This window comes from Pseudomonas sp. R2-60-08W (genome assembly GCF_003852335.1).
GTDB lineage: Bacteria > Pseudomonadota > Gammaproteobacteria > Pseudomonadales > Pseudomonadaceae > Aquipseudomonas.
Genome location: NZ_CP027731.1, coordinates 3995338 through 4017143 on the forward strand (window position 1 = coordinate 3995338; position 21806 = coordinate 4017143).

The 21806-nt window shown below is 60.8% G+C and carries 4 protein-coding genes; all 4 read right to left on the bottom strand.

What is annotated here, in order from left to right:
• Positions 1 to 62: 62 nt before the first annotated feature.
• Positions 63 to 2756 carry a hypothetical protein gene (locus tag C4J90_RS18135; RefSeq protein WP_124420507.1) on the bottom strand — a complete coding sequence of 898 codons (2694 nt, stop codon included), beginning with the start codon at positions 2754 to 2756 and terminating at the stop codon, positions 63 to 65.
• 325 nt (positions 2757 to 3081) lie between these two features.
• Positions 3082 to 5799, bottom strand: coding sequence for a hypothetical protein (locus tag C4J90_RS18140; protein WP_124420508.1), 2718 nt, complete (start codon positions 5797 to 5799; stop codon positions 3082 to 3084).
• A gap of 352 nt (positions 5800 to 6151) precedes the next feature.
• Positions 6152 to 8728 carry a hypothetical protein gene (locus tag C4J90_RS18150; RefSeq protein WP_124420509.1) on the bottom strand — a complete coding sequence of 859 codons (2577 nt, stop codon included), beginning with the start codon at positions 8726 to 8728 and terminating at the stop codon, positions 6152 to 6154.
• A 153-nt stretch (positions 8729 to 8881) separates the two neighbouring features.
• Entirely contained in the window at positions 8882 to 21778 is a 12897-nt protein-coding gene (locus C4J90_RS18155) for a non-ribosomal peptide synthetase (protein ID WP_124420510.1), read from the bottom strand.
• Positions 21779 to 21806: the final 28 nt, after the last annotated feature.

The following is a 21806-nucleotide window of genomic DNA, read 5'->3' on the forward strand; positions in this document are numbered from 1 at the left end:
AGCCAGTCACTCTGAAATCAACAACTCATGGGGTTCGCTAAGCGTATATCAGCAAACACAGCTTACTCGCGGAAGTACATGCTGAAGTTATCGATATACGAGTTGTCTTCTACAAGTACCGTCATCCAGGCCACAGTGGTCCCAGGCGTCGTTTTCAACTCGACCCAGAAACCGGCGTACCAATTATCGGGATAGGTATCTTGCCGGATCACATTGCCGGCGGGGCCATAAAAGGTGACTGTCGCTGGTAGTTCTTTCCAGACCCAGCCGAACCTGAGGGATTCCAGCTCACGACTGAAATCAAATCGATGCAGCTGTGGTGGAATTTGATGACCGGAACCATGGCACATGACAAAGTGGTTACCTGAGTAATAGTTGTTATTACCATAGGGCACTATACCCGCCAGACCCGCCCCCGATTGAAAGGTTATTTTCATCAAATCCGTCTGAATACTACCGCCTGCAGCAAACGTCCGCGGCGCCAGCCCCTCAAAGCGCTCTTCCCGGCAGATCAGTTGGCCCTTCACAATCAGGTTCAACACTGGAAAAGTGACGGAATCCCTTTCTGGATCGTTGCTATCTGGCGCTGTAATGCAGGTGACGGTCAGGGGAGAATCATGTTTCAACAGCAGAATATCTGATCGACTCATCGTTTGAGAGAGCCCCGTCTGGGCCTCCTCAAGGGTAAGCGGCCGGCCCTTCACCACATAGAAAGTATGCCCAGTTCCATTTTTTTTGATACCCGTGCATTTGAGCCAGACACATTGCCCGGCCAACGCAAACCACCAGGTTTCAACTGTGATTAAGGCATCTCCGGGGAAGGTAGTCAGATCGAGAATGCCGTATTGAGTAGCGGGTGGCGTAGCCTGTCTCACAACCGGCGTCGGCAGGCGCACCGGTACGCTGACGTGCAAATTCAAATCATCTGAAGTCTGCACCTTGCAAGCACTGGTGACGGTGTAGTTGATCTTCACCGTTTTGCCGATGCTTTCGATCACCGCCTCTCGAGGTACCAAAAAGGTAGTGCTTCCGCTGGCGCTGCCCGGCTGGGATTCCAGCGGCCAGCACGCTCCGTTTGGCTTCGTCCAGCAAAGACTGAGGGTGTGGTTGGGATGGTTACCGAGGTAACTCACCTCGACATGCACGCCATTTCGTCCATTCCACACGGTCAGCTCGTTGTCCACAGCTTCCTGCACGGTGGGCGCTTTGAGCACTCGCTGTTCCTGGACGATGGTGAAAGTTCGAGCCGGGAATTCGCGGGCGGTCGATCGATCGCACTGTCCATCGAAGCTCGCCGCAAAATGCAGCTTGAAGTCGCTGCAATCCGCCAGTTTTTTCAGAGCATTCCGGGCGATGGGCGTATCCACGCCATCGATTAGCCAGTGCGGCTTCAGTGGCACGTCCTGCAACACATCCAACTGCAAGGCCACGCCTTCCTCATCCACGCCCGTCAGCCACATCCAGCAACATTGGCCCTCTTTGGCATAGTCAAAAAGAGGTACCACACCCGAGGCATCGTTGTTGAACGTAGTGAGATCAACGGTCCCCATCGTTGCTTCTTCGATATCCGGTGTGGTCAGTTGCGGAGCAAGCACTTTGATGTGGCGATCAGGGGAAGATTGGGGTTGATAACTGTTGAACTGGAGGCTGTAGTTGAGCGTCAGCGTCTTGTCGAACAGCGCTGCAACGATATCGGGGGCAACATCGTATGACAGGCTCGTCTCGCCTTTCTTCACGTCCTGGCAGCCGAGGGCCACCGGCGCGTAATTCGGACCCGACGCATAGGCACAGACATGGTCGCCCTCGAACATGCCGTCGTAGCTGACGATTGCATGCCCGCCGTTGACCGTATTGCTAGGGTTGACCTGCCATTGACCTGGGGGTAGCTCCACCGACTCCTTCAAGTGCGGTGGGTTCAGTTCCTGTCCGGGGTCGACCAGCAACAACGAGGTAGTGCGCAGGTGGAAATCCTCGGCGTTCACTGGGAGCGGATTCTCCAGAAGCGGATCGCCAGGCGCAGGATATACGGGGGCGGTGGTGTCCCAAATCACGCCCAGGTGAGCGGTGATCGCCGAATAGTCGTCCAGCCTGGACAGCCAGCCTCGCGAAAGCGTAAAGCGGAAAACATGTTCTGGATGGGCTTCGTGCTCCTGAACCACGTGATCCTTGGCTACCCAGGCGAAGCGATAGGGCGCGACGTGCTGGTTTCCCGCAACAACGACAAACAACCGCTGCCCGGGTTGAATCATCGGCCAGGCCTTGATCGCGACAATTTCATCACCGGGGAACTCCTGCATGCGCAGGTACCAGGTACTCCACTCCTCCTTGGCATGGGTAAACACCGGCCTTGAGACGACGAGATGCTCCTCCCTGATCTGTTGGATTTCCAGCTCAAGCGTCAAGGACTCCAATGCCCGCCCCCCTGCATTGGCCGTGTATTTGATCAATACCGTGTGCCCGATGCAGTAGCTGATCCACTGTGCCGGAATGTCGACGACATTCACGCCATTTTCGACAGAAACTGGCTCGAATCTCGGCTCGTCCTGACCCTTGACCGCCATATAGAACATGACGTTGGTGGCGTTCGCCGGCAGCGTCAGCGTGGCCGTCGTGCCATCAATCGCATCAATGGGATACAGCACGCTGTTGTTCGCAGCGTGCTCGATAATCGCATAGGGCAGTTCCGTTTCAACGGCTGGCAGCGAATTAGCTGTCTGAACGGAACCGGTTTTTTTTGCAGGTATTTTGCTCGCCACGATAAGACTCCTTTCCAGCGTTAGATCATCGTCGGGCCCGGCCAGACTGGCCAGAAACTGCGGTTATCTAACCCTTGGATCAAGAACCTTGCCTACTGTCAGAACTAACAGTTTTGTCGAAAATTCTCGGTATTGTGGACCAACGGTCACCTTATATCCCCCTCCAACTGTGCTGGCTACGTGGCCAGCAACGAGTGCGACACTCGGTAAAGGGGCGCCGTCGCCGGATAAGTTGGTGAAGATTCTTGGGCCGAAGTAAGGTAAGCAGGAACGTAAGAAAAAAACGCCCACGTATCAACATAGGCGCTTTTACTACAGGAAGTGACTACGACCAGAATGTAAAGAAGTCCCAGAACATCCAGTCGCTGGAGCTGATGTCTATTCTCCCAATAGTTGAACTCCCCGTTGCCGAGAAATCTACCCAACCATTCAGAGGGTTTCCATTAAGGCTAACCGCGCCCAAGTAACCACCTTCCGGACTATAGAACGTGATCATTGTAGGATAGTGGTTGTATGTGTAAGCAAATCTCACTCGTTTACAGTTGAAGGTTAAGGTCAAGCGCAGAAGTTGCGGTGGAGATGTCTGCGATATGCCGCTAGAAGTAACTAGGGCCTGGCCTTCCAACATTCCGGGGACCGGATATGAATATGACGAGATACCCGCTTGTCCAGAGCCTGAAATAAAGTCAATGGTCATCGTTGGAATCCTAATACTCTGTCCGGCAGAGATCAGTTTGGTGGCCTGCCCTGTGAAGTTTTCGTAACGTATTTCAGGTGGTGTGACTACGGTCAACACGCGCGATGGACACACCACATTCTCAGTCAAGCCGTCAGTCGACACGCTCCATGTGAAGGTCATGGAGGACTGATCCTTCGCCTTCATCAACTCGGATCGCAGTACAGTCGCCGCCACCTCGGACGCTGCCGCTTCTTCTGCAGCGGTAATCGTTCGAGCCGCATAAACAACAAAACTGTAGGGAGTGCCGCTCTTATCGATTCCGGTCGCCCGAAGCCAGCACTTGTGTCCTGCTCGCAAAAACCACATCCAATCTATGAAGGCGTCGGCATTCCCGGCGAATGTTTGCGTATCCACAATGCCATTTTGCGTTCTGGGAGGCGTAGCCTGCCGCAAGTTTGGCGTTTCCAGGCGCACAGGAAGGCTGATGCTCAAATTCAACGGCGGCGATGTCTGCACCTTACAGGCAGTGGTGACCGTATAAGTGATTTCCACCACCTTACCCATACTCTCGATCACGGCTTCCGGCGGCAACAACCAGATCACCGCGTCCGTCGTGCTGCCAGGTTTGGAGGGCAATAACCAGCATGTATCGTCCGGTCGTTTCCAGCAGACACTGATGGAGTGCTTGGGATTGCTGCCGGCGTACTTCACTTCGACATGTACGCCGTCGCGCCCATTGTAAGCGGTCAAGTTGGTAAGCACCGCTTCCGTCACTGTTGGCTCAACCAGCACCAGAGCTTCCTGCTCGATCTTGAACGTCTGGGCAGGGAATTCAAACGCGCTTGCCAAATCACACGCCTCACAAAAACTCATCGCAAAGTGCAGTTCGAACGTACTGCAATCAGCCAACTCTTGCAGCGCGGCCCTGGCGATAGGTGCTACCACACCATCCGCCTTCCAGGCATCCGTCATTGGTACCCGTTCCAGAATATCGAAGCGGTAAACACTGCCATTTTCATACTTGCCCACAAACCACATCCAGCAATAACTCGAACACAAGCTGTAGGCCGGTACCGGCACGATCGCAGTGGCGTCCTCTTTGAACGTCGTGAGGCAAAGGGTTGTTCCAGTAGCTTCCTCTATCTGCGCATGGGGAAATGTTGGGGTAAGGACGTTGATCACGCGTACAGGTGAAGACTGTTCATTGTCATTGAAGCCAAGGGTGTAACTAAGCGTCATAGGCTTGGTGAAAAAACACGCCACCACACAGGCCGGCAATTTGATAGTGGGCAGAACCCCGCTCTGCTCAACCGTTACCTGACCAAGCAGCTTCTTGGGATAACCGGGCCCGCTGACATAAAACGTCACCTCGTCGCCTTTATAAGTGTCAAGGCCGGGAACGGTGACCTCGCCTCCCTCTTGAGTGTTCTCGGGGTTAAGGCACCACTCATCGTTGTATTGCACAGACTGCCTCAGATGGGGAGGTGGCAGGTCTAACCCTGGCGCCACGATCAACGCAGCGGTGCGGCGACGCTGAACCTCGAGCGCATTTCGCGGTAGGCGCGTTTCGAGATGCGGGTCAACATCAGCAGGGGGTTCGGCCGGCAGACCGCTGGTGATCCAGGCAGACTGGAGCGTAATGGATCTCCACGGTTTACGCCGTGCCAGCCAGCCCCGTGCAATTTCGGGTCGCAGTGCATTACCGCTGGCGACCTCCTGTTCAGTTAACACATGGTCGTAAAGTACAGTGTAGAACGCATGCGGAGGAGCGTCTTGCTCAGTGACCGCAGTGCAGTAAACCTTATCGCCCGCCTTCGCAAGAGGATGGAGCGGCACGAGCACCGTCTCATTCCCTTCATGGTCGTTCATGTCATAGGTAGGCGTGTTATGCAGGACTTTTTCGTGAAGCAGTCGAGGCGCGAGCTCTTCACTTTCACTTGCCGGGTAGAACGATATGCCCACTTCCTTGACCAGAGAAGCGGCGAGCTGGCCTTGTGACCTGCCTGTATATGAAATACGGGCAGTGAACCCCATAAGGCTCGTCAAGTAGCGCAAGGGAATTTCAATCTTCCTGGCCCCTGTCTCACCGCTCGAATCCACCAGATTCTCAAGGACAAGTTCAGGCGCCTCCTTTGCGCTGACCGTGACGGTGATGTCTGACCCGTCCATACGTGAATCCACGGTCAGATAGGAGCCTCTCATTGCCGAGGGAACCACGATCCCGCCGGCCTCGCTGGAAATCGACGGGGCGTTGACTTCCAAAGCATCAGGCTTAGCCGTTTTCGGTTTAGGGCTCCGTGGTTTTGGCGTGCTGTCAGCGCTTAGTGAGGTTTCAGGGGTTTCAGCGGGTGTTTGCTTGGCCATGATGAGAATTCCGTACTCAAGGTGTTTTTATCCCTGGCCAACCTGTCCGGCCAAGGTGCGCCTCTGTAGTAAGTCTTTTTTTCATGACTGCGCCTACTGTCAGAATTGACAGTTCTGACCAAAAGCACTGGATTCAGGATGGCGACGTCAACGCGCCGCGCATCGTCTACCTGTCCAGCGACCCCAACTGCCCCACCTGGAAGAACACGAAGGCGCCAGCAACGGCAGCAAGTTGAAGGGGCGCCGTCGCCGGATAAGTTGGTGAAGATTCTGGGGTTGAAAGTAAGGTAAGTAGGAACGTACGAAAAAAACGCCCACGTATCAACATGGGCGCTTTTACTACAGGAAGTGACTACAACCAGAATGTAAAGAAGTCCCAATACGTCCAGTCGCTGGAGCTGATGTCTATCCTCCCAATAATTGAACTCCCCGTTGCCGAGAAATCTACCCAACCATTCAACGAGGGTCCATTAAGGCTAACCGCGCCCAAGTAACCACCTTCCGGACTATAGAACGTGATCATTGTAGGATAGTTTTTGCCTGTGTAAGCAAATCTCACTCGTTTACAGTTGAAGGTTAAGGTCAGGCGCAGAAGTTGCGGTGATGATGTCTGCGCTACGCGATTAGCAGTAACCAGTGCCTGGCCTTCCAACATTCCGGGGACCGGAGATGAATATGGCGAGATACCCGCTTGTCCAGGGCCTGAAATAAAGGCAATGGTCATCGTTGGAATACTAATGCTCTGTCCGGCAGAGATCAGTTTGGTGGCCTGCCCTGTGAAGTTTTCGTAACGTATTTCAGGTGGTGTGACTACGGTCAACACGCGCGGTGGACACACCACATTCTCAGTCAAGCCGTCAGTCGACACGCTCCATGTGAAGGTGATGGAGGACTGATTCTGCGCCTTCACTAACTCGGATCGCAGTACAGTTGCCGCCACCTCGGACGCTGCCGCTTCTTCTGCGGCTGTAATCGTTCGAGCCGCATAAACAACAAAACTGTAGGGAGCGCCGCTCTTATCAATTCCGGTCGCCCGAAGCCAGCACTTGTGTCCTGCTCGCAAAAACCACATCCAATCTATGAAAGCGTCGGCATTCCCGGCGAATGTTTGCGTATCCACAATGCCATTTTGCGTTCTGGGAGGCGTAGCCTGCCGCAAGTTTGGCGTTTCCAGGCGCACAGGAAGGCTGATGCTCAAATTCAACGGCGGCGATGTCTGCACCTTACAGGCGGTGGTGACCGTATAAGTGATTTCCACCACCTTACCCATACTCTCGATCACGGCTTCCGGCGGCAACAACCAGATCACCGCGTCCGTCGTGCTGCCTGGTTTGGAGGGCAATAACCAGCATGTATCGTCCGGTCGTTTCCAGCAGACACTGATGGAGTGCTTGGGATTGCTGCCGGCGTACTTCACTTCGACATGTACGCCGTCGCGCCCATTGTAAGCGGTCAAGTTGGTAAGCACCGCTTCCGTCACTGTTGGCTCAACCAGCACCAGAGCTTCCTGTTCGATGCTGAAGGTCCGGACAGGAAACTCGACGGCCGTGCCCAGGTCGCACAGCCCATTAAAATTCGCCGCAAAATGCAGTTCAAACTCACTGCAATCGGCCAATTTTTGCAGCTTGGTCCTGGCTATCGGTGTATCAACTCCGTCGCCTAACCAGGCGGTAATCAGCGGCTCTCCTTCCAATATATAAAACTGATAAGCGTTGCCGGCCTCAAGTGTGCCGGTTACCCACATCCAGCAGCAGTCCTGCTCCATGGCGTAATGCCAGATGGGCACTATCGCCGTTGCGTCATCACCAAAAGTATTGAGGTCCACCCGGTTGCCAGTGGCCTGTTCAATCCCCGGTTTTGGCAAGTCCATGATGCCCAGCACCTTCACTCGGCGCTCGGGTGAAGACGAATGGCTGCCATCGCAGCGCGTGACGTTGTAGGTCAACGTAATGGCTTGCTCAAAATTGGCGCGGATCACTGAGGGCGGTACCGCAAACACCAGGCTGGTTTCACCTTCAGCCGGTTGGCGACATTCCAGTACGACTGTGCCCGGCCCTGGGGTGCCGGTAAGTGTCGGGCAAACCATGTCGCCGCTGCACATGCCCTCATAAGCCACCGCGATATGCGCACCGTTCACCGTGTTTATCGGGTTGACCACCCAGCCGTCGAACTCGGTGTGTACAGCTTCCTTGAGCTCAGGGGGCGACAGCTCCAAGTGAGGCTCGGTGAGCAACGTCAACAAAAGCGAGCGGAACTGTCTAGTGGGAGTAGCCAGACTGAAGCGCACGAACGCCACAAGATGCAGTTCGCTGTCATGTTTAAGTTGCTGGAGCAACGCCCGAGGTAGTGCTCGACGCCACCCCAGACGTACGTCTTCGTCGGTAACCGGTTCAACCTCGAATGGATAGAGTCGGGCCTTGGAGCCGTCCGGATAGATGCCGCTTATATAGCAGTTGATCGTTTGGATTGTGCCGGCAAATGCCCAGGGCGGAATGTAAAGAATCGGATCTTTACAGCACAACAAAGAAAGATCCAGTTTGCCATCGATCGCTTCGAGAATTTGCACCTGAGGCAAGTTCGAAGGCAGACTGATCCGTACCATACCCTGTAAAGAGGTTTGACTCTCATCGTTTCTAGTGACGGTGTATGTAAACACCGCGAAATTGTCCAACCACAGGGCTATGTATTCAGAAGGAATATGAAAGTTGATACAACCTGCGTCGTCGCCATGCTGGGACTCTATCGGCGGATAAGGGCTGCCTGCCAACGGCCAGTCCAGAGCGATTAAGTCTTTTTTCTGCATACCGTTGTAGCGGACGCTGACGTTGCCTCCGTTCAGCAGTTTGAGTGAATCGACACTGCCATTTTCGTCAGCCTCAAGCAGCTTTGGCTTGGGCAGGTCAAGGGCATCCGGCAATGACTTGGACATGGTGAACGTTCCTTTTCAATAGACAGGGAATGCCGAAGCCCAGGTGTTGGCCTGATCAGCATCGCCCTATCACACCGAAAAAAAACAGGCGTTTCTACTGTCAGAATTCACAGTTCTGCTGGACAGCCTAGGCGTTTCAGACCAACGGCCGCCTCACAACCCCTCCAACTCCGCCATCAAATCACTCAACCGATCCACCTTCTCGGCACTGATCTCATTCCCCGCCAACCCCTCGATATACTCGGCCAATTCCGCCACTGTGCTGCATTCGAACATCGCCCGCAGCGGCACATCGCGCTGCAGGGTTTTCTGCACCCGCGAGGCAATCTGCGTGGCCAGCAGCGAGTGCCCGCCCAGTTCGAAGAAGTTGTCCTGCACCCCTACCCGCTCGACTTTCAGCACCTGGGCCCAAATGTCGGCCAGGGTGGTTTCCAGCTCATTACGCGGCGCCAGGTAATCCAGGCTGTGCAACTGGCCGATCTCCAGGGCCGGCAGGGCCTTGCGGTCGAGTTTGCCGTTGGCGTTGAGCGGCAGGCGCTCAAGCCACAGCCAGTGCAGCGGCACCATGTATTCCGGCAGTTCGGCGCGCAGGCGTTGCTTGATGCGGTCCAGGCGTTCGCCAGGGTTCAACGCCTCATCCGCAGCCACCAGATAGCCAACCAGGTGTTTGCCATTGACGCCCTCCTGCACAGCCACCGCTGCATCACGCACTTCACGTTGTTCGTGCAGGCGCGCTTCGATTTCACCCAGCTCGATGCGGTAGCCGCGAATCTTCACCTGGTGGTCCACCCGCCCGACATACTCCAACACGCCGTCACTGCGCCGCCGTGCCAGGTCGCCGGTGCGATACAGCCGCTCGCCCGGTGCGCCGAACGGGTTCGGCACGAACACCGGTGCGGTGCGCAACGGGTCGCTGACGTAACCACGACCGACCCCGATACCGGCCACGCACAGTTCGCCGACGGCGCCTTGCGGCACCAGCTCCAGTGCGCCGTCCAACAGGTACAAACGGTTGTTGTCAGTGGGCATGCCAATCGGCAGATAGGTGCCCCGAGTCGAGGCCAGGTCGACACGGTAGAACGCCACATCGTCCGAACATTCCGCCGGACCGTAGGCGTTCACCAGGCCGATGTCCGGGTAGCGCAGCAACCACTGGTGCGCCAGCTCCGGCGGCATCGCTTCACCGGTCGGCAGCATCCAGCGCAGGCCGTCGAGGGTGATACGGTCCTGGGCGAGCATGCCCTGAATCAATGACGGCACGCTTTCCAGCACAGTAATGCCTTGGGCCTGGACGTGAGCCAGCAAGCCCTGAGGATCATGGGCTAGGGTATTGGGCACGATGTCTACCCGCGCGCCGAACAGCGGTGCGGCGAGAAATTGCCACACGGAAATATCGAAGCTTTGCGAGGCCGTCTGCGCGATCACATCGGTCTCGCTCAGTTGCAGGTACGGCACCTTGCTCAACTGGTTATTGAGCATGCCGCGCTGTTCGACCATCACACCTTTGGGCAAGCCGGTGGACCCCGAGGTGTAGATCACATAGGCGAGGTTGCCCGGAGCGCTATAGACACCTGGATTCTCGCCGCGGGCCGGCACTTCTTCCCACACCAGCAACTGGCAGTCGAAGCCTTCGAGCAGTTCGATGGCCTGCTCGCGGCAGGCTTCGCTGCACACCAGCAACGGCGTGCGGCTCAGGTCAATGATGCGGCTCAGGCGCTGGCTCGGCAGGCCTGGATCCAGCGGCAAGTAGCCGGCACCGGCCTTGAAGCTGCCGATGATCATGCCCAGCAGATCGAGGTTACGCTCAGCCAACAACGCCACCGGTTGGTCCAGGCCAACACCCGCCGCCATCAGCGCATGCCCCAGGCCGTTACTGCGCCGGTTCAGCTCGTCATAGCTCCATTGCCGGTCGAGACAACTGGCGGCAATACGCTGCGGATGCTGCGCCACCTGTTCCTCGAACAGCTCGATATAACTGCGCTGCAGCGGGTAGGCGTGTTCGCTCTGGTTGCAGCCATGCACCAGGAACTCGCGCTCCTGCTCGCCAATCAGCGGCAGCTCGGCCATGTCGCCATGGAAGCCCTGCACCAGCGCCAGCAGCAACCGTTTGAACTCGCCGAGCATGCCTTGCACAGTGCTTTCATCGAAGTAGCGCTGGTCGTAGGACAGGTGCAAGCCCAAGTCATCGCCGGGGTAGCACACGGCGGTCAGCGGAAAGTTGGTGTGGGTGCGACCGGAGTCCGAGGTGGCCTTCAGGCTTTGCGCGTGGCTCAGCACCGAGCTTTCCACCGGGGCGTTTTCGAACACGAACAGGCTGTCGAACAGCGGCTGGCCCTTGGGCAGTTCGCTGTGTTCCTGAATCGTTACCAAGGGCAGGTATTCGTACTCGCGCAATTGCATGTTGCTGTCGAGCAGGCCGCTCAGCCAGTCGCGCACGCTGCAGCGCTGGTCGTCTGCCGGCAGCTTTACCCGCAGGGCGATGCTGTTGATAAACAGGCCAACGGTGCGTTGCATTTCGGGCATCTGCACCGGGCGCCCGGCGACGGTGACACCGAACAGCACGTCGCGCTCGCCGCTCAAGCGCCGCAGCACCAACGCCCATGCCGCCTGTGCGAAGGTATTGACCGTCAATTGATGGGCCTGGGCCAGCTCGCGTAATTGCACGCCATCACGGGCATCCAGGCGGGTGTAACAGTCGCCCACCACCATACCGCCGCTGTGGCCGGCATGTTCGCGCAGGAAGGGCCGGTCGCTCGGGATCGGTGTGGTGCGCTCGAACCCTTGCAGGTTGCGCTGCCACCACTGGCGCGCTTCGTCCAGGTCCTGGCGTTGCAGCCAGGCGATGTAGTCGCGATAGCGCGGCGGCGTCGCCAGTTGCGCATCGCGGCCTTCGCCCAGAGCTCTGTAGATTTCGAAAAAATCATTCATCAACAGCGAACGGCACCAGGCATCGATGAGGATGTGGTGGTTGCTCATCATGAACCAGTAGCGCGCCTCGCCCACGCGGATCAGGCGCAGGTGGAACGGCGCCTGGTTGAGCAGATCGAAACCGGCTTCGCGTTCGGCCTTGAGCAAGGCTTGCAGACGCGGTTCGTGCTCTCGCTCGGGATCGGCGCTCCAGTCCAGATAGTCGATCGGCGTGCTGCCCGGCTTGTGGATCACTTGCAGCATGTCTTCGCCTACGTTCCAGCAGAACGAGGCGCGCAAGGCTTCGTGGCGCGCGATCACCCGTTGCCAGGCCTGGGCGAAACGCTCGGGGTCCAGCGCGCTGTCGATGCGGTAGCGGTCCTGCATGTAATACAGGCCGGTGCCGGGTTCCAGCAAGGTATGCAGCAGCAAGCCCTCTTGCATCGGAGTCAGCGGGTAGACGTCTTCGATGGCGCCGGCCGGCACTGGCAAGCTGTCCAGTTGCGCCTGGGTCAGCTGGGCCAGGGGGAAGTCGGACGGCGTGAAGCCGCCGGCATCGTCTTCGAGACAATGGGCGATCAGGCTGTGCAGCTCGGCCAGATACGCCTCGGCCAGTGCGCGGATCGTCTGCTGATCGTGGCGTTCGCGGCTGAAGGTCCAGCGCAGCACCAGTTCACCGCCGTACACCTGGCTGTCGACGCTCAGCTCGTTGGGCAGCGGTGCGTCCGGATCGTGCGCGAGCCCAGCGGATTCATCCAGCGGATGGAACAGTGCATCAGCGCCGAAGCTCTGGTCGAACTGGCCGAGGTAATTGAAGGTAATCGCGGCGCTCGGCAACGCCGCCAGGGTGCGTTTGCACAGGTCGTCCGCCAAGTAGCGCAGCACGCCGTAGCCCAGGCCTTTATGCGGTACGCCGCGCAATTGCTCCTTGATCGCCTTGATCGAATCGCCCGGTTGCGCCTGCGGGGTCAGGCGCACCGGATAAGCACTGGTGAACCAGCCGACGCTGCGGGTCAGATCGATGTCATCGAACAGGCTTTCACGGCCGTGGCCTTCCAGTTGAATCAACGCCGAATCATGGCCGCTCCAGCGGCACAGCACGCGGGCCAGGGCGGTCAGCAGCAGGTCGTTGACCTGGGTGCGGTAGGCGCTTGGCGCATGTTGCAGCAATTGCCGGGTGCGTTCGGCATCCAGGCGCACGCTGACCGTCTCGGCGTCACGGTTGCGCCGTGCACCTTGTGGGCGAGCCACCGGCAACGCCAGCGCCGGGCCCGCCAACTGCGCTTGCCACAGGCTCAATTCTTCGCGCAGGGACTCGCTGTGGGCATACGCCTGCAAACGCGCCGCCCACTCGCGCAACGCGCTGGTCTTGGCCGGCAAGCTGACGGACCGGCCATCGCTCAGTTGGCGATAAACAGTTTGCAGGTCTTCGAGCAACACGCGCCATGACACGCCGTCCACCACCAGGTGATGAATGACGATCAGCAGGCGCTGCTGGCCTTGGGGGCCGTCCACCAGCAAGGCACGCAGCAGCGGGCCGTGTTCCAGGTCGAGGCTGCGTTGAGTGTCGGTGTACAGCGCGGTGCAGTCGGCCATGTCGCGCACTTGCGCCTGCATCAGTACACCGCCTTGCGGCACGGCCAAGTGTTCGGCGTGCCACTGGGCGTCGCGGCGGGTGAAGCTCAGGCGCAGCGCATCGTGATGCTCCAGCACCGCCAGCAGGGCCTGCTCCAGGCGGCGCGGGTCGAGCAGTTGCAGCGGCTTGAGCAGCAGCGCCTGGTTCCAGTGCTGGCGCGCAGGGATGTCGGTATCGAAGAACCACTGCTGGATCGGCGTAAGGCCCGAGGCTCCGGTAATCACACCTTGCTCGGCGCTGACCTGCTCGGCCCGCGTAGCGACGGCGGCCAGGCTTTGCACGGTCTGGTGCTGGAACAGGTCACGCGGGCTGAAATGAATGCCCGCCTGCCGCGCACGGCTGACCACCTGGATCGACAGGATGGAATCGCCGCCCAGCTCGAAGAAGTTATCGTCCAGGCCGACTTGCTGCAGGTTCAACACCGCGCACCAGATTGCTGCCAGGCTGTGCTCCAGTGCGTTGCGTGGCGCCACATACTGTTGGCGATTCGCCTCGGGGTCCGGCTCGGGCAAGGCACGCCGGTCGAGTTTGCCGTTGGCGGTCAGCGGCATGCTGTCGAGCACCATCACATGAGCGGGCACCATGTAGTCCGGCAGTTGCGCCTTGAGCTGGACCTTCACCGCGTCACGCAACGCGCCGTGCTCAGCGTCGCTGACCAGATACGCCACCAGCTGTTTGCCGCTCGGCGAATCCAGCGCCAGCACCACCGCTTCGCGCACGGCGTCATGTTCCAACAGGCGGGTTTCGATCTCGCCCAACTCAATGCGGAACCCACGAATCTTCACCTGATGGTCGATACGCCCCAAGTATTCCACCAGCCCATCAGCGCGTTGACGCACCAGGTCACCGGTGCGGTACAGACGCCCGCCATTCGTCGCGAACGGGTCGGCGACAAAGCGCTCCGCCGTCATCCCCGGACGCTGGTGATACCCCTGGGCCAGGCCTGCCCCGCCGACATACAACTCACCGCTTGCGCCTGGCGGCACCAGGGCCATGTCGGCGTCGAGAATGTAAGCCACGCGTGAGCCGATGATGCTGCCAATCGGCACGCTGGCGGCGCCCTCTTCCAGTTGCTCCGGCGCCAGGCAGGCCAGTGGCATCACCACGGTTTCGGTCGGGCCATAGGCGTTGAAGAACACCTGTGGCTGGAACGCGCTGCGAATGCGTTGCAGGTGTTCGCCGGTCAAAGCTTCACCGCCGGTGATGCACATGCGCACCGGCAAGGTCTGCTGTTGCGTGGCCAGCCACTGCGCCAACTGGCTGCCGTAGCTGGGTGTAAATCCGAGGATGCTGATGCGGTGGGTGCGGATCAGCGCGCAGATTTCCTCGGCATCCCACTGGCCCTGGGCACGCAAAACCACCTGGGCACCGCTGAGCAACGGCACCAATAAGCGCTCGGTGGCGGCGTCAAAGTTGATCGAATAAAAGTGCAGTTCGCAGTCGTCCGGGCGCATGCCGAAACGCTGGATCACCGCCTGGCAATGCATGGCGATTTCACCATGGCACACCACCACGCCTTTGGGCTTGCCGGTGGAACCGGAGGTGTAGATCAGGTACGCCGGGTGTTGCGCCAGGCTGATCATCGGCAGCTCGCTGGCCGGGTAGTTGCTCAGCAGCGGCAGGTCGTGTTCCAGGCACCAGGTCGCGACGCTCGCCGGCAACGGGCCAAGGGCGTCGAACATCGACGCATCGCTGAGCAGCAAGCCGATGCCGCTGTCTTCGATCATGTAATGCAGGCGGTCCAGCGGGTATTCCGGGTCCAGCGGCACGTAGGCGCCGCCGGCCTTGAGGATCGCCAGCAGGCCGATGACCATTTCCAGCGAACGCGGCAGCGCCAGGCCAACGCGCACCTGCGGGCCGACGCCGCGCTCGCGCAGCATCCAGGCCAGGCGATTGGCGCGGGCGTCAAGCTCGGCGTAAGTGAGCGTCACCCCGGCAAAAGTCAGCGCCGGCGCATCGGCACGCTTGCGCGCCTGCTCACTGAACAGTGGGTGAATGCACTGGTCGAGCCGATGCTCACCGGCCTGCACCCCGAGGCTGTCCTGCACGGCGCGCTGCTCGGCGGCGCTGAGCAGGGGCAATTCGCTGAGGCGTTGATGCGGGTTGTCGATCAGCGCTTCCAGCAGGTTGCGCCAATGCGCGGCCATGCGGGCAATGCGCGGCTCGTCGAACAAATCGGTGCTGTAGGTCAGGCAGCAACCCAGCCGATGATCGAGGTCGGTGACTTCCAGGTTGAGGTCGAACTTGGTGGCGCGGGCATCGTTGGCCAGGTACTCGACGCTCATGCCGGCCAGTTGGCGGCTCTGCTGGAACTCCCAGCGCTGCACGTTGCACATCACTTGGAACAGCGGGTTATACGCCGCGCTGCGCGGCGGTTGCAGCGCCTCCACCAGATGGTCGAACGGCAGGTCCTGATGGGACTGGCCTTCGATCACGGTGTGACGCACCTGCTCGAACAGCTGCGCGACATTCATCTGCCCATCGAGTTGGCAACGCACTACCTGGGTGTTGAGGAACGCGCCGATCAGCCCTTCGCTTTCCGGACGGATCCGATTGGCTACCGGCGCGCCGATGCGCAGGTCGGTCTGGCCGCTGTAGCGGTAGAGCAACACGGCCAGGGTGGCGGTCATGGTCATGAACAGAGTCAGGCCATGCTCGGCGTTGAACGCGCGAACACGGGCGGCCAATGCGTCGCTCAGGTCGAAGCGGTACAGCTCGCCCCGGTGACTTTGCACCGCCGGGCGCGGACGGTCGCCAGGCAGTTCCAGCAGCGGATGTTCGCTGCCCAGTTGCGCGGTCCAGTAATCCAGCTGGCGTTGGCGCTCGCCCGCTTCCAACCACTGGCGCTGCCACACGCTGTAGTCCAGGTATTGCACCGGCAGCGGCGCCAGCGGTGAGTCGCGCTCGTCGATGAAGGCTTCGTAGAGCGCACTGAGTTCACGGGCAAAGATGTCCATGGCCCAGCCTTCGGTGACGATATGGTGCAGGGTCAGCACCAGGTAATGCTCTTGTTCGCCGGCCTTGACCAGGCAGGCGCGCAGCAACGGCCCGGTTTCCAGGTTGAATGGCGTATGCGCTTCCTGATCCGCCAGTTGCTGCAAACGCTGCTGACGCTCGGTTTCAGTCAGCGCCGAGACGTCCTGCCAGTCCATGCGCAGGCCGGTCTGTGGCGAGACTTTCTGACAGGCCACGCCATCGACGCTCGGGAAGGTGGTGCGCAGGGTTTCGTGACGCATGATCAAGGCCTGCAACGCCGCCTCGAAACGCCCCACGTCCAGCACTCCGCACAGGCGCGCCATGCCGCCGACGTTATAAGCCGGGCTGTCCGGTTCCATCTGCCAGAGGAACCACATGCGCTGCTGGGAATAGGACAGCGGCACGGGTTGGCTGCGGTCGACCTTGGCGATTGCAGTCTGTTGGTTGCGTTGGCCCGAGGCTTGGATCAGGCCCACTTGCGCGGCGAAGTCGCCCAGCTCGCTGGCGTCGAACAAGGTGCGCAACGGCAGTTCGACGTCGCAGGCCTGGCGGGTGCGGGAGACGATTTGCGTGGCCAGCAGCGAGTGGCCGCCGAGGGCGAAAAAGTCGTCGCGCAGGCCAATACGGGGCAGCCCGAGCACTTCGCGCCAGATCGCGGCAATTTGCTGCTGCAACGGCGTTTCGGGTTCGACGTGTTCGCGGGTTTGCCACACCGGTTCGGGCAGTGCGCGGCGGTCGAGTTTGCCACTGGGGCTCAGGGGCATCGCGTCCAGGCGCATCAGGTAGGCAGGCACCATGTACTCGGGCAGGTCAACGGCCAGGGCGGCTTTCACTGCCTGTGCATCCAGTTCGGTCGGGCCGGTGTAGTACCCGATCAACTGGTCATCCCGCACCTGCACCACGGCGTGGGCGATGCCGTCCAACGCCAACAGGCGGGCTTCGATTTCCTGCGGTTCCACCCGGAAGCCGCGCAGCTTGACCTGCTGATCGAGACGGCCCAGATATTCCAGCACGCCATCGACACTCCAGCGCGCACGGTCACCGGTGCGATACAGGCGCGTCCCGGCTGCGCCCAGCGGGTCGGCGACAAAGCGTTCGGCGGTGAGCCCCGCACGGCCGAGGTAGCCGCGCGCCAGGCCGATGCCGCCGATGCACAGCTCACCCGGCACACCGGCCGGCAACGGGTTGAGCTGGTCGTCGAGCACCCGGCAGATCACATTGCCCAGTGGCCGGCCTATCGGCGAGCGCTCGCCATCCTCTACGGCGCAGTGCCAATGGGTGACGTTGATCGCGGTTTCGGTCGGGCCATAACGGTTGTGCAACTGCACCGCCGGCAGGCGTGCCAGGACACGGTTGCGCAGCTCGGCAGGCAAGGCTTCGCCGCCGGAGAACAGGCGGCGCAGGCTGGTGCATTCGGCCACCAAGGGTTCATCGATAAACAACTGCAACAGCGGCGGCACGAAGTGCAGCGTGGTCACGCCATGTTCCTGCACCAGTTGCGCGATGCGATGAGGGTCACGGTGCTCGCCAGGGCCGGCCAGTACCAGACGGCACCCTGTGATCAGCGGCCAGAAGCACTCCCACACCGACACGTCGAAACTGATCGGCGCCTTTTGCATCAGCACGTCGCTGGCGTCCAACGTGTAGGTGGCCTGCATCCACTGCAACCGCTCGGCCAGCGCCGCATGGGTATTGCCCACGCCCTTGGGCTGGCCGGTGGAGCCGGAGGTGTAGATCACGTAGGCGAGGTTGTCGCCGTGCAGGTGCAGGCCCGGTGGCTGGGTCGGCCAGCGGTCCAGGTGCAGGCTGTCCATGGCGATCACACACACGCCTGCGACCGTAGGCAGTTGTTCCAGCAGTGCGGTTTGGGTCAGCAGCAGGTGCACGCCGCTGTCCTCGAGCATGTAGGCCAGGCGCTCGGTGGGGTAATCCGGGTCGAGCGGCACATAAGCGCCGCCGGCCTTGAGGATCGCCAGCAGGCCGATCAGCAACTGCGGCGAACGCTCGGCGGCGATGCCCACGCAGACGTCCGGGCCGACGCCCTTGTCGCGCAGGTAATGCGCCAGCCGGTTGGCCTGGGTATGCAACTGGGCGAAGCTCAGGCTGCCCGCTTGCCAGACCAGCGCGGTAGCGTCCAAGGTGTGCTGGTTGAGCAGCTCGGGCAACCACTGCCGGGCCGGCGCGCAGGGTGCCTGGCTCCACGCCTGTTGCTCATCCTCTGCGGTCAGTTTCAGCTCGCCCAAGGCTTGCTGCGGTTGTTCGCAGACCGCTTGCAGCAGGTGGATGTAATGCTCGGCCAGGCGCTGCACGGTTGCCGGCTCGAACAGCTCATCGGCGTAGTCGAAGGCCAGGCTCAAGCGCCCGGTGCGGTCTTCTTCGCTGTGCAGTTGCAGGTCGAACTTGGCTTCGCGGCTGTGCCAAGGCAGTTCCTCGGCGAGCAGGCCCGGCAGGCGGCGCAGGGCGCTGAGGTCACGTTGCTGGTGGTTGAACATGACCTGGAACAGGCCCTGTTCCCGCGCCTGGGGGAAGGCCTCCAGCAGTTGTTCGAACGGCAGATCCTGATGCGCCTGGGCGTCCAATGCAGCCTGGCGCGTCGCGGCCAACAGCTGGTTGAAAGGCTGGCGTCCGTCGAGCTCGGCACGCAATACCAAGGTGTTGATGAAGAACCCGACCAGCCCTTGGGTTTCCTGGCGCGAGCGATTGGCATTGGGCACGCCGATGCGGATATCGCGCTGGCCGCTGTAGCGATACAACAGCGTTTGGAACGCGGCCAGCAGCAGCATGAAGGGGGTGGATTCATGAGCCTGTGCGGTCTGGCGAATCGCGTCACTGAGCTTGGCGTTCAGGCGTACGGTATGCCGCGAGGCGCTGTTCAGACGCTGCGCCGAGCGCGGGTGGTCAGTGGCCAGGTCGAGCGTCGGGTGATCGCCCTCAAGCGTTGCCTGCCAATACGCCAACTGCCGCTGGCCTTCACCTGCGGCCAGCCATTGGCGCTGCCAACTGCCGTAGTCGGCGTATTGCAGGCTCAGTGGCGGCAGCTTCTGGGGTTGGCCCTGGGACGCGGCCGCGTAGAGACGGGAGAACTCGTCGATCAGAACAGTCAGCGACCAGCCATCGGCGATGATGTGGTGCAGGGTCACCAGCAACTGGTGGTCTTCTTCATCCAGGCGCACCAGGGTCACCCGCAGCAGCGGGCCTTTTTCCAGGTCGAACGAAGTCCGTGCCTGGTCTTCACGGATTTGCTGCGCGTGGGCTTCGCGCTCGGCGACGGGCAGGTCGCTGAGGTCGATGACGTGCAGGTCGAACGCCGCACTGGACTCGATGCGCTGGAACCCTTCGCCGTCACGCTCATAGAAACGCGTGCGCAGGGCTTCGTGGCGCTGGACCAGGTGCTGGAAGCTTGAGCGCAGCGCGTCTTCATCCAACGCGCCGCGCAGGCGCAGGGCGCCAGGGATGGTGTAGGCGCTGCTGTGAGGGTCCAGCTGCCAGGTGATCCATAAGCGGTTCTGGGCCAGGGATTGCGGCAGCTCGTGCTGGCGCGACAGCGCAGCCATTGCGCCTTGTGCAACGCCGCCGGCCTGCTGCACCTGCGCGACGCTGGCGGCGAAGCCTTGCAGGGTGGACGCCTCGAACAGCAGGCGCAGGTTCAGCTCCAGGCCCAGGGTTTCACGCAGGCGCGCGACCACCTGGGTGGCGCTGATGGAGTTGCCGCCAAGCAGGAAAAAGTGATCGTCGGCGGCAACCGTGGCCACTTGCAGCTGCTCACACCAGATCGCCGCGATCTGCTGTTGCAGGGTCGACGCCAGCGCGACCTCACTCGCCGGCGCTTGCACCTCGGGAAACTGCGCATAGCGGTCGAGGCTGCCATCGGCATGGCGCAGCGCACACGCCGCCCGTTGCACCTTGCCGCTGGAGGTTTTCGGCAGCGCGCCCGGGTTGAGCAGCACCACCACGCTAGGCGCCTCTTGGTAAGCCTCGGCCACCGCTTGGCGAATCGCCTTGATCAGCGCTTCGGGCGGCAGGATTTTCTGCACGCTGCGGCTGATTTCCGCAGCGATGCCGATGCCTTCCAGGCCCTGATCATTCACCGCAAAGGCCGCCACCCGGCCTTTGCGCACCACCTCGACCTCACGTTCGATGGTTTGCTCGATGTCCTGTGGATACAGGTTGTGCCCGCGCACGATCAGCAGGTCTTTCAAGCGCCCGGTGATGTACACCTCACCGTCACGGATAAACCCCAGGTCGCCGGTGCGCAGCCAGGTCCGGTCGGCGTGCTGGACGAAGGTGCTGGCGGTGGCTTCAGGGTTGCGCCAGTAACCCTGGGCGATGCTCGGGCCGCTCGCCCAGAGTTCGCCCACGCAATTGTCGGCTAACTCGCTCAGCGTGTGGGGATCGGCGATCAGCACGGCGTGGTCCGGCTGCTGAGTGCCGCAACTCATGACGGCCCTGCCCTGCCCCGGCGCGGCGCGGTTGGCGGCCAGCGCTTGCTCATCGACGCGCAGCGCGGGGATGCCTTGGCCACGGGTGCCGCCCGCGACGAACAGGGTCGCCTCGGCCAGGCCGTAGGAAGCAAAGAAATTGCTTGAGGTGAAACCGCAGGCGGCGAACTTGTCGGCAAAACGTTCCAGGGTGTCCAAGCGGATCGGCTCGGAGCCGGAATAGGCCACGCGCCACTGGCTCAGGTCCAGGCGTTCCAGGGCCGACTCGCTGACCCGTTCGCTGCACAGGCGGTAGGCGAAATCCGGGCCGCCGCTGATGGTGCCGCCGTAGTCGCTGATCGCTTCCAGCCAGCGCAACGGCCGCGCCAGGAAGTAGGCCGACGACATCAACACGCACGGCACACCGCTGAAGATCGGCTGCAGCAGGCCGCCGATCAGCCCCATGTCGTGGTAGAGCGGCAGCCAGCTGACGATGACATCGTGTGGGTTGAGGTCGATGCCAAAGCCGCGACGGATCAGCACTTCGTTAGCCACCAGGTTGCCGTGGCTGACTTGCACGCCCTTGGGCAGCGCGGTGGAGCCGGAAGTGTATTGCAGGAAGGCAATGTCGTCGGCTTGCAACTCGGGGGCGACCCAGTGATCGGCCAGCTGTGCATCGAGGGTGTCTACGCTCAAGACCGGTGGTGCGTGGTCAATCTGCGCCAGGCTTTCGCCGAGGCTGGCAATGGTCAACAGCAGGCGCGGCTCAGCGTCGCTGATGATCGACAGCAAGCGCTCCTGGTGATGCCGCTTGGTGGATTCCGGCGGGTAGGCCGGCACCGCGATCACCCCGGCGTACAGGCAGCCGAAGAACGCCGCGACATAGTCCGGGCCGCTGGGGAACAACAGCACTGCGCGCTCGCCCATCGCGACATCGGCTTGCAAGGCAGCTGCGATAGTGCGGGCGCGCTGGTCCAGGTCACGGTAGCTGAGCACCACGCTGTGCTCGGCGGACTCGGCCAGAAAGCGCAGGGCTATCTGGTCCGGCGTCTGCGCGGCACGGCGTTGGAGGGACTGGACCAGGGTGCGGGGAAGTTCGAAGGCGTCCATCATGGGGTTCCTGCCTGAAATCGGCTTACGG

Bases quoted from the DNA above. Each gene is read 5' to 3' on its own strand.
- C4J90_RS18140 (WP_124420508.1), bottom strand. From the start codon at position 5,799: ATGGCCAAGCAAACACCCGCTGAAACCCCTGAAACCTCACTAAGCGCT.
- C4J90_RS18150 (WP_124420509.1), bottom strand. From the start codon at position 8,728: ATGTCCAAGTCATTGCCGGATGCCCTTGACCTGCCCAAGCCAAAGCTG.
- C4J90_RS18155 (WP_124420510.1), bottom strand. From the start codon at position 21,778: ATGATGGACGCCTTCGAACTTCCCCGCACCCTGGTCCAGTCCCTCCAA.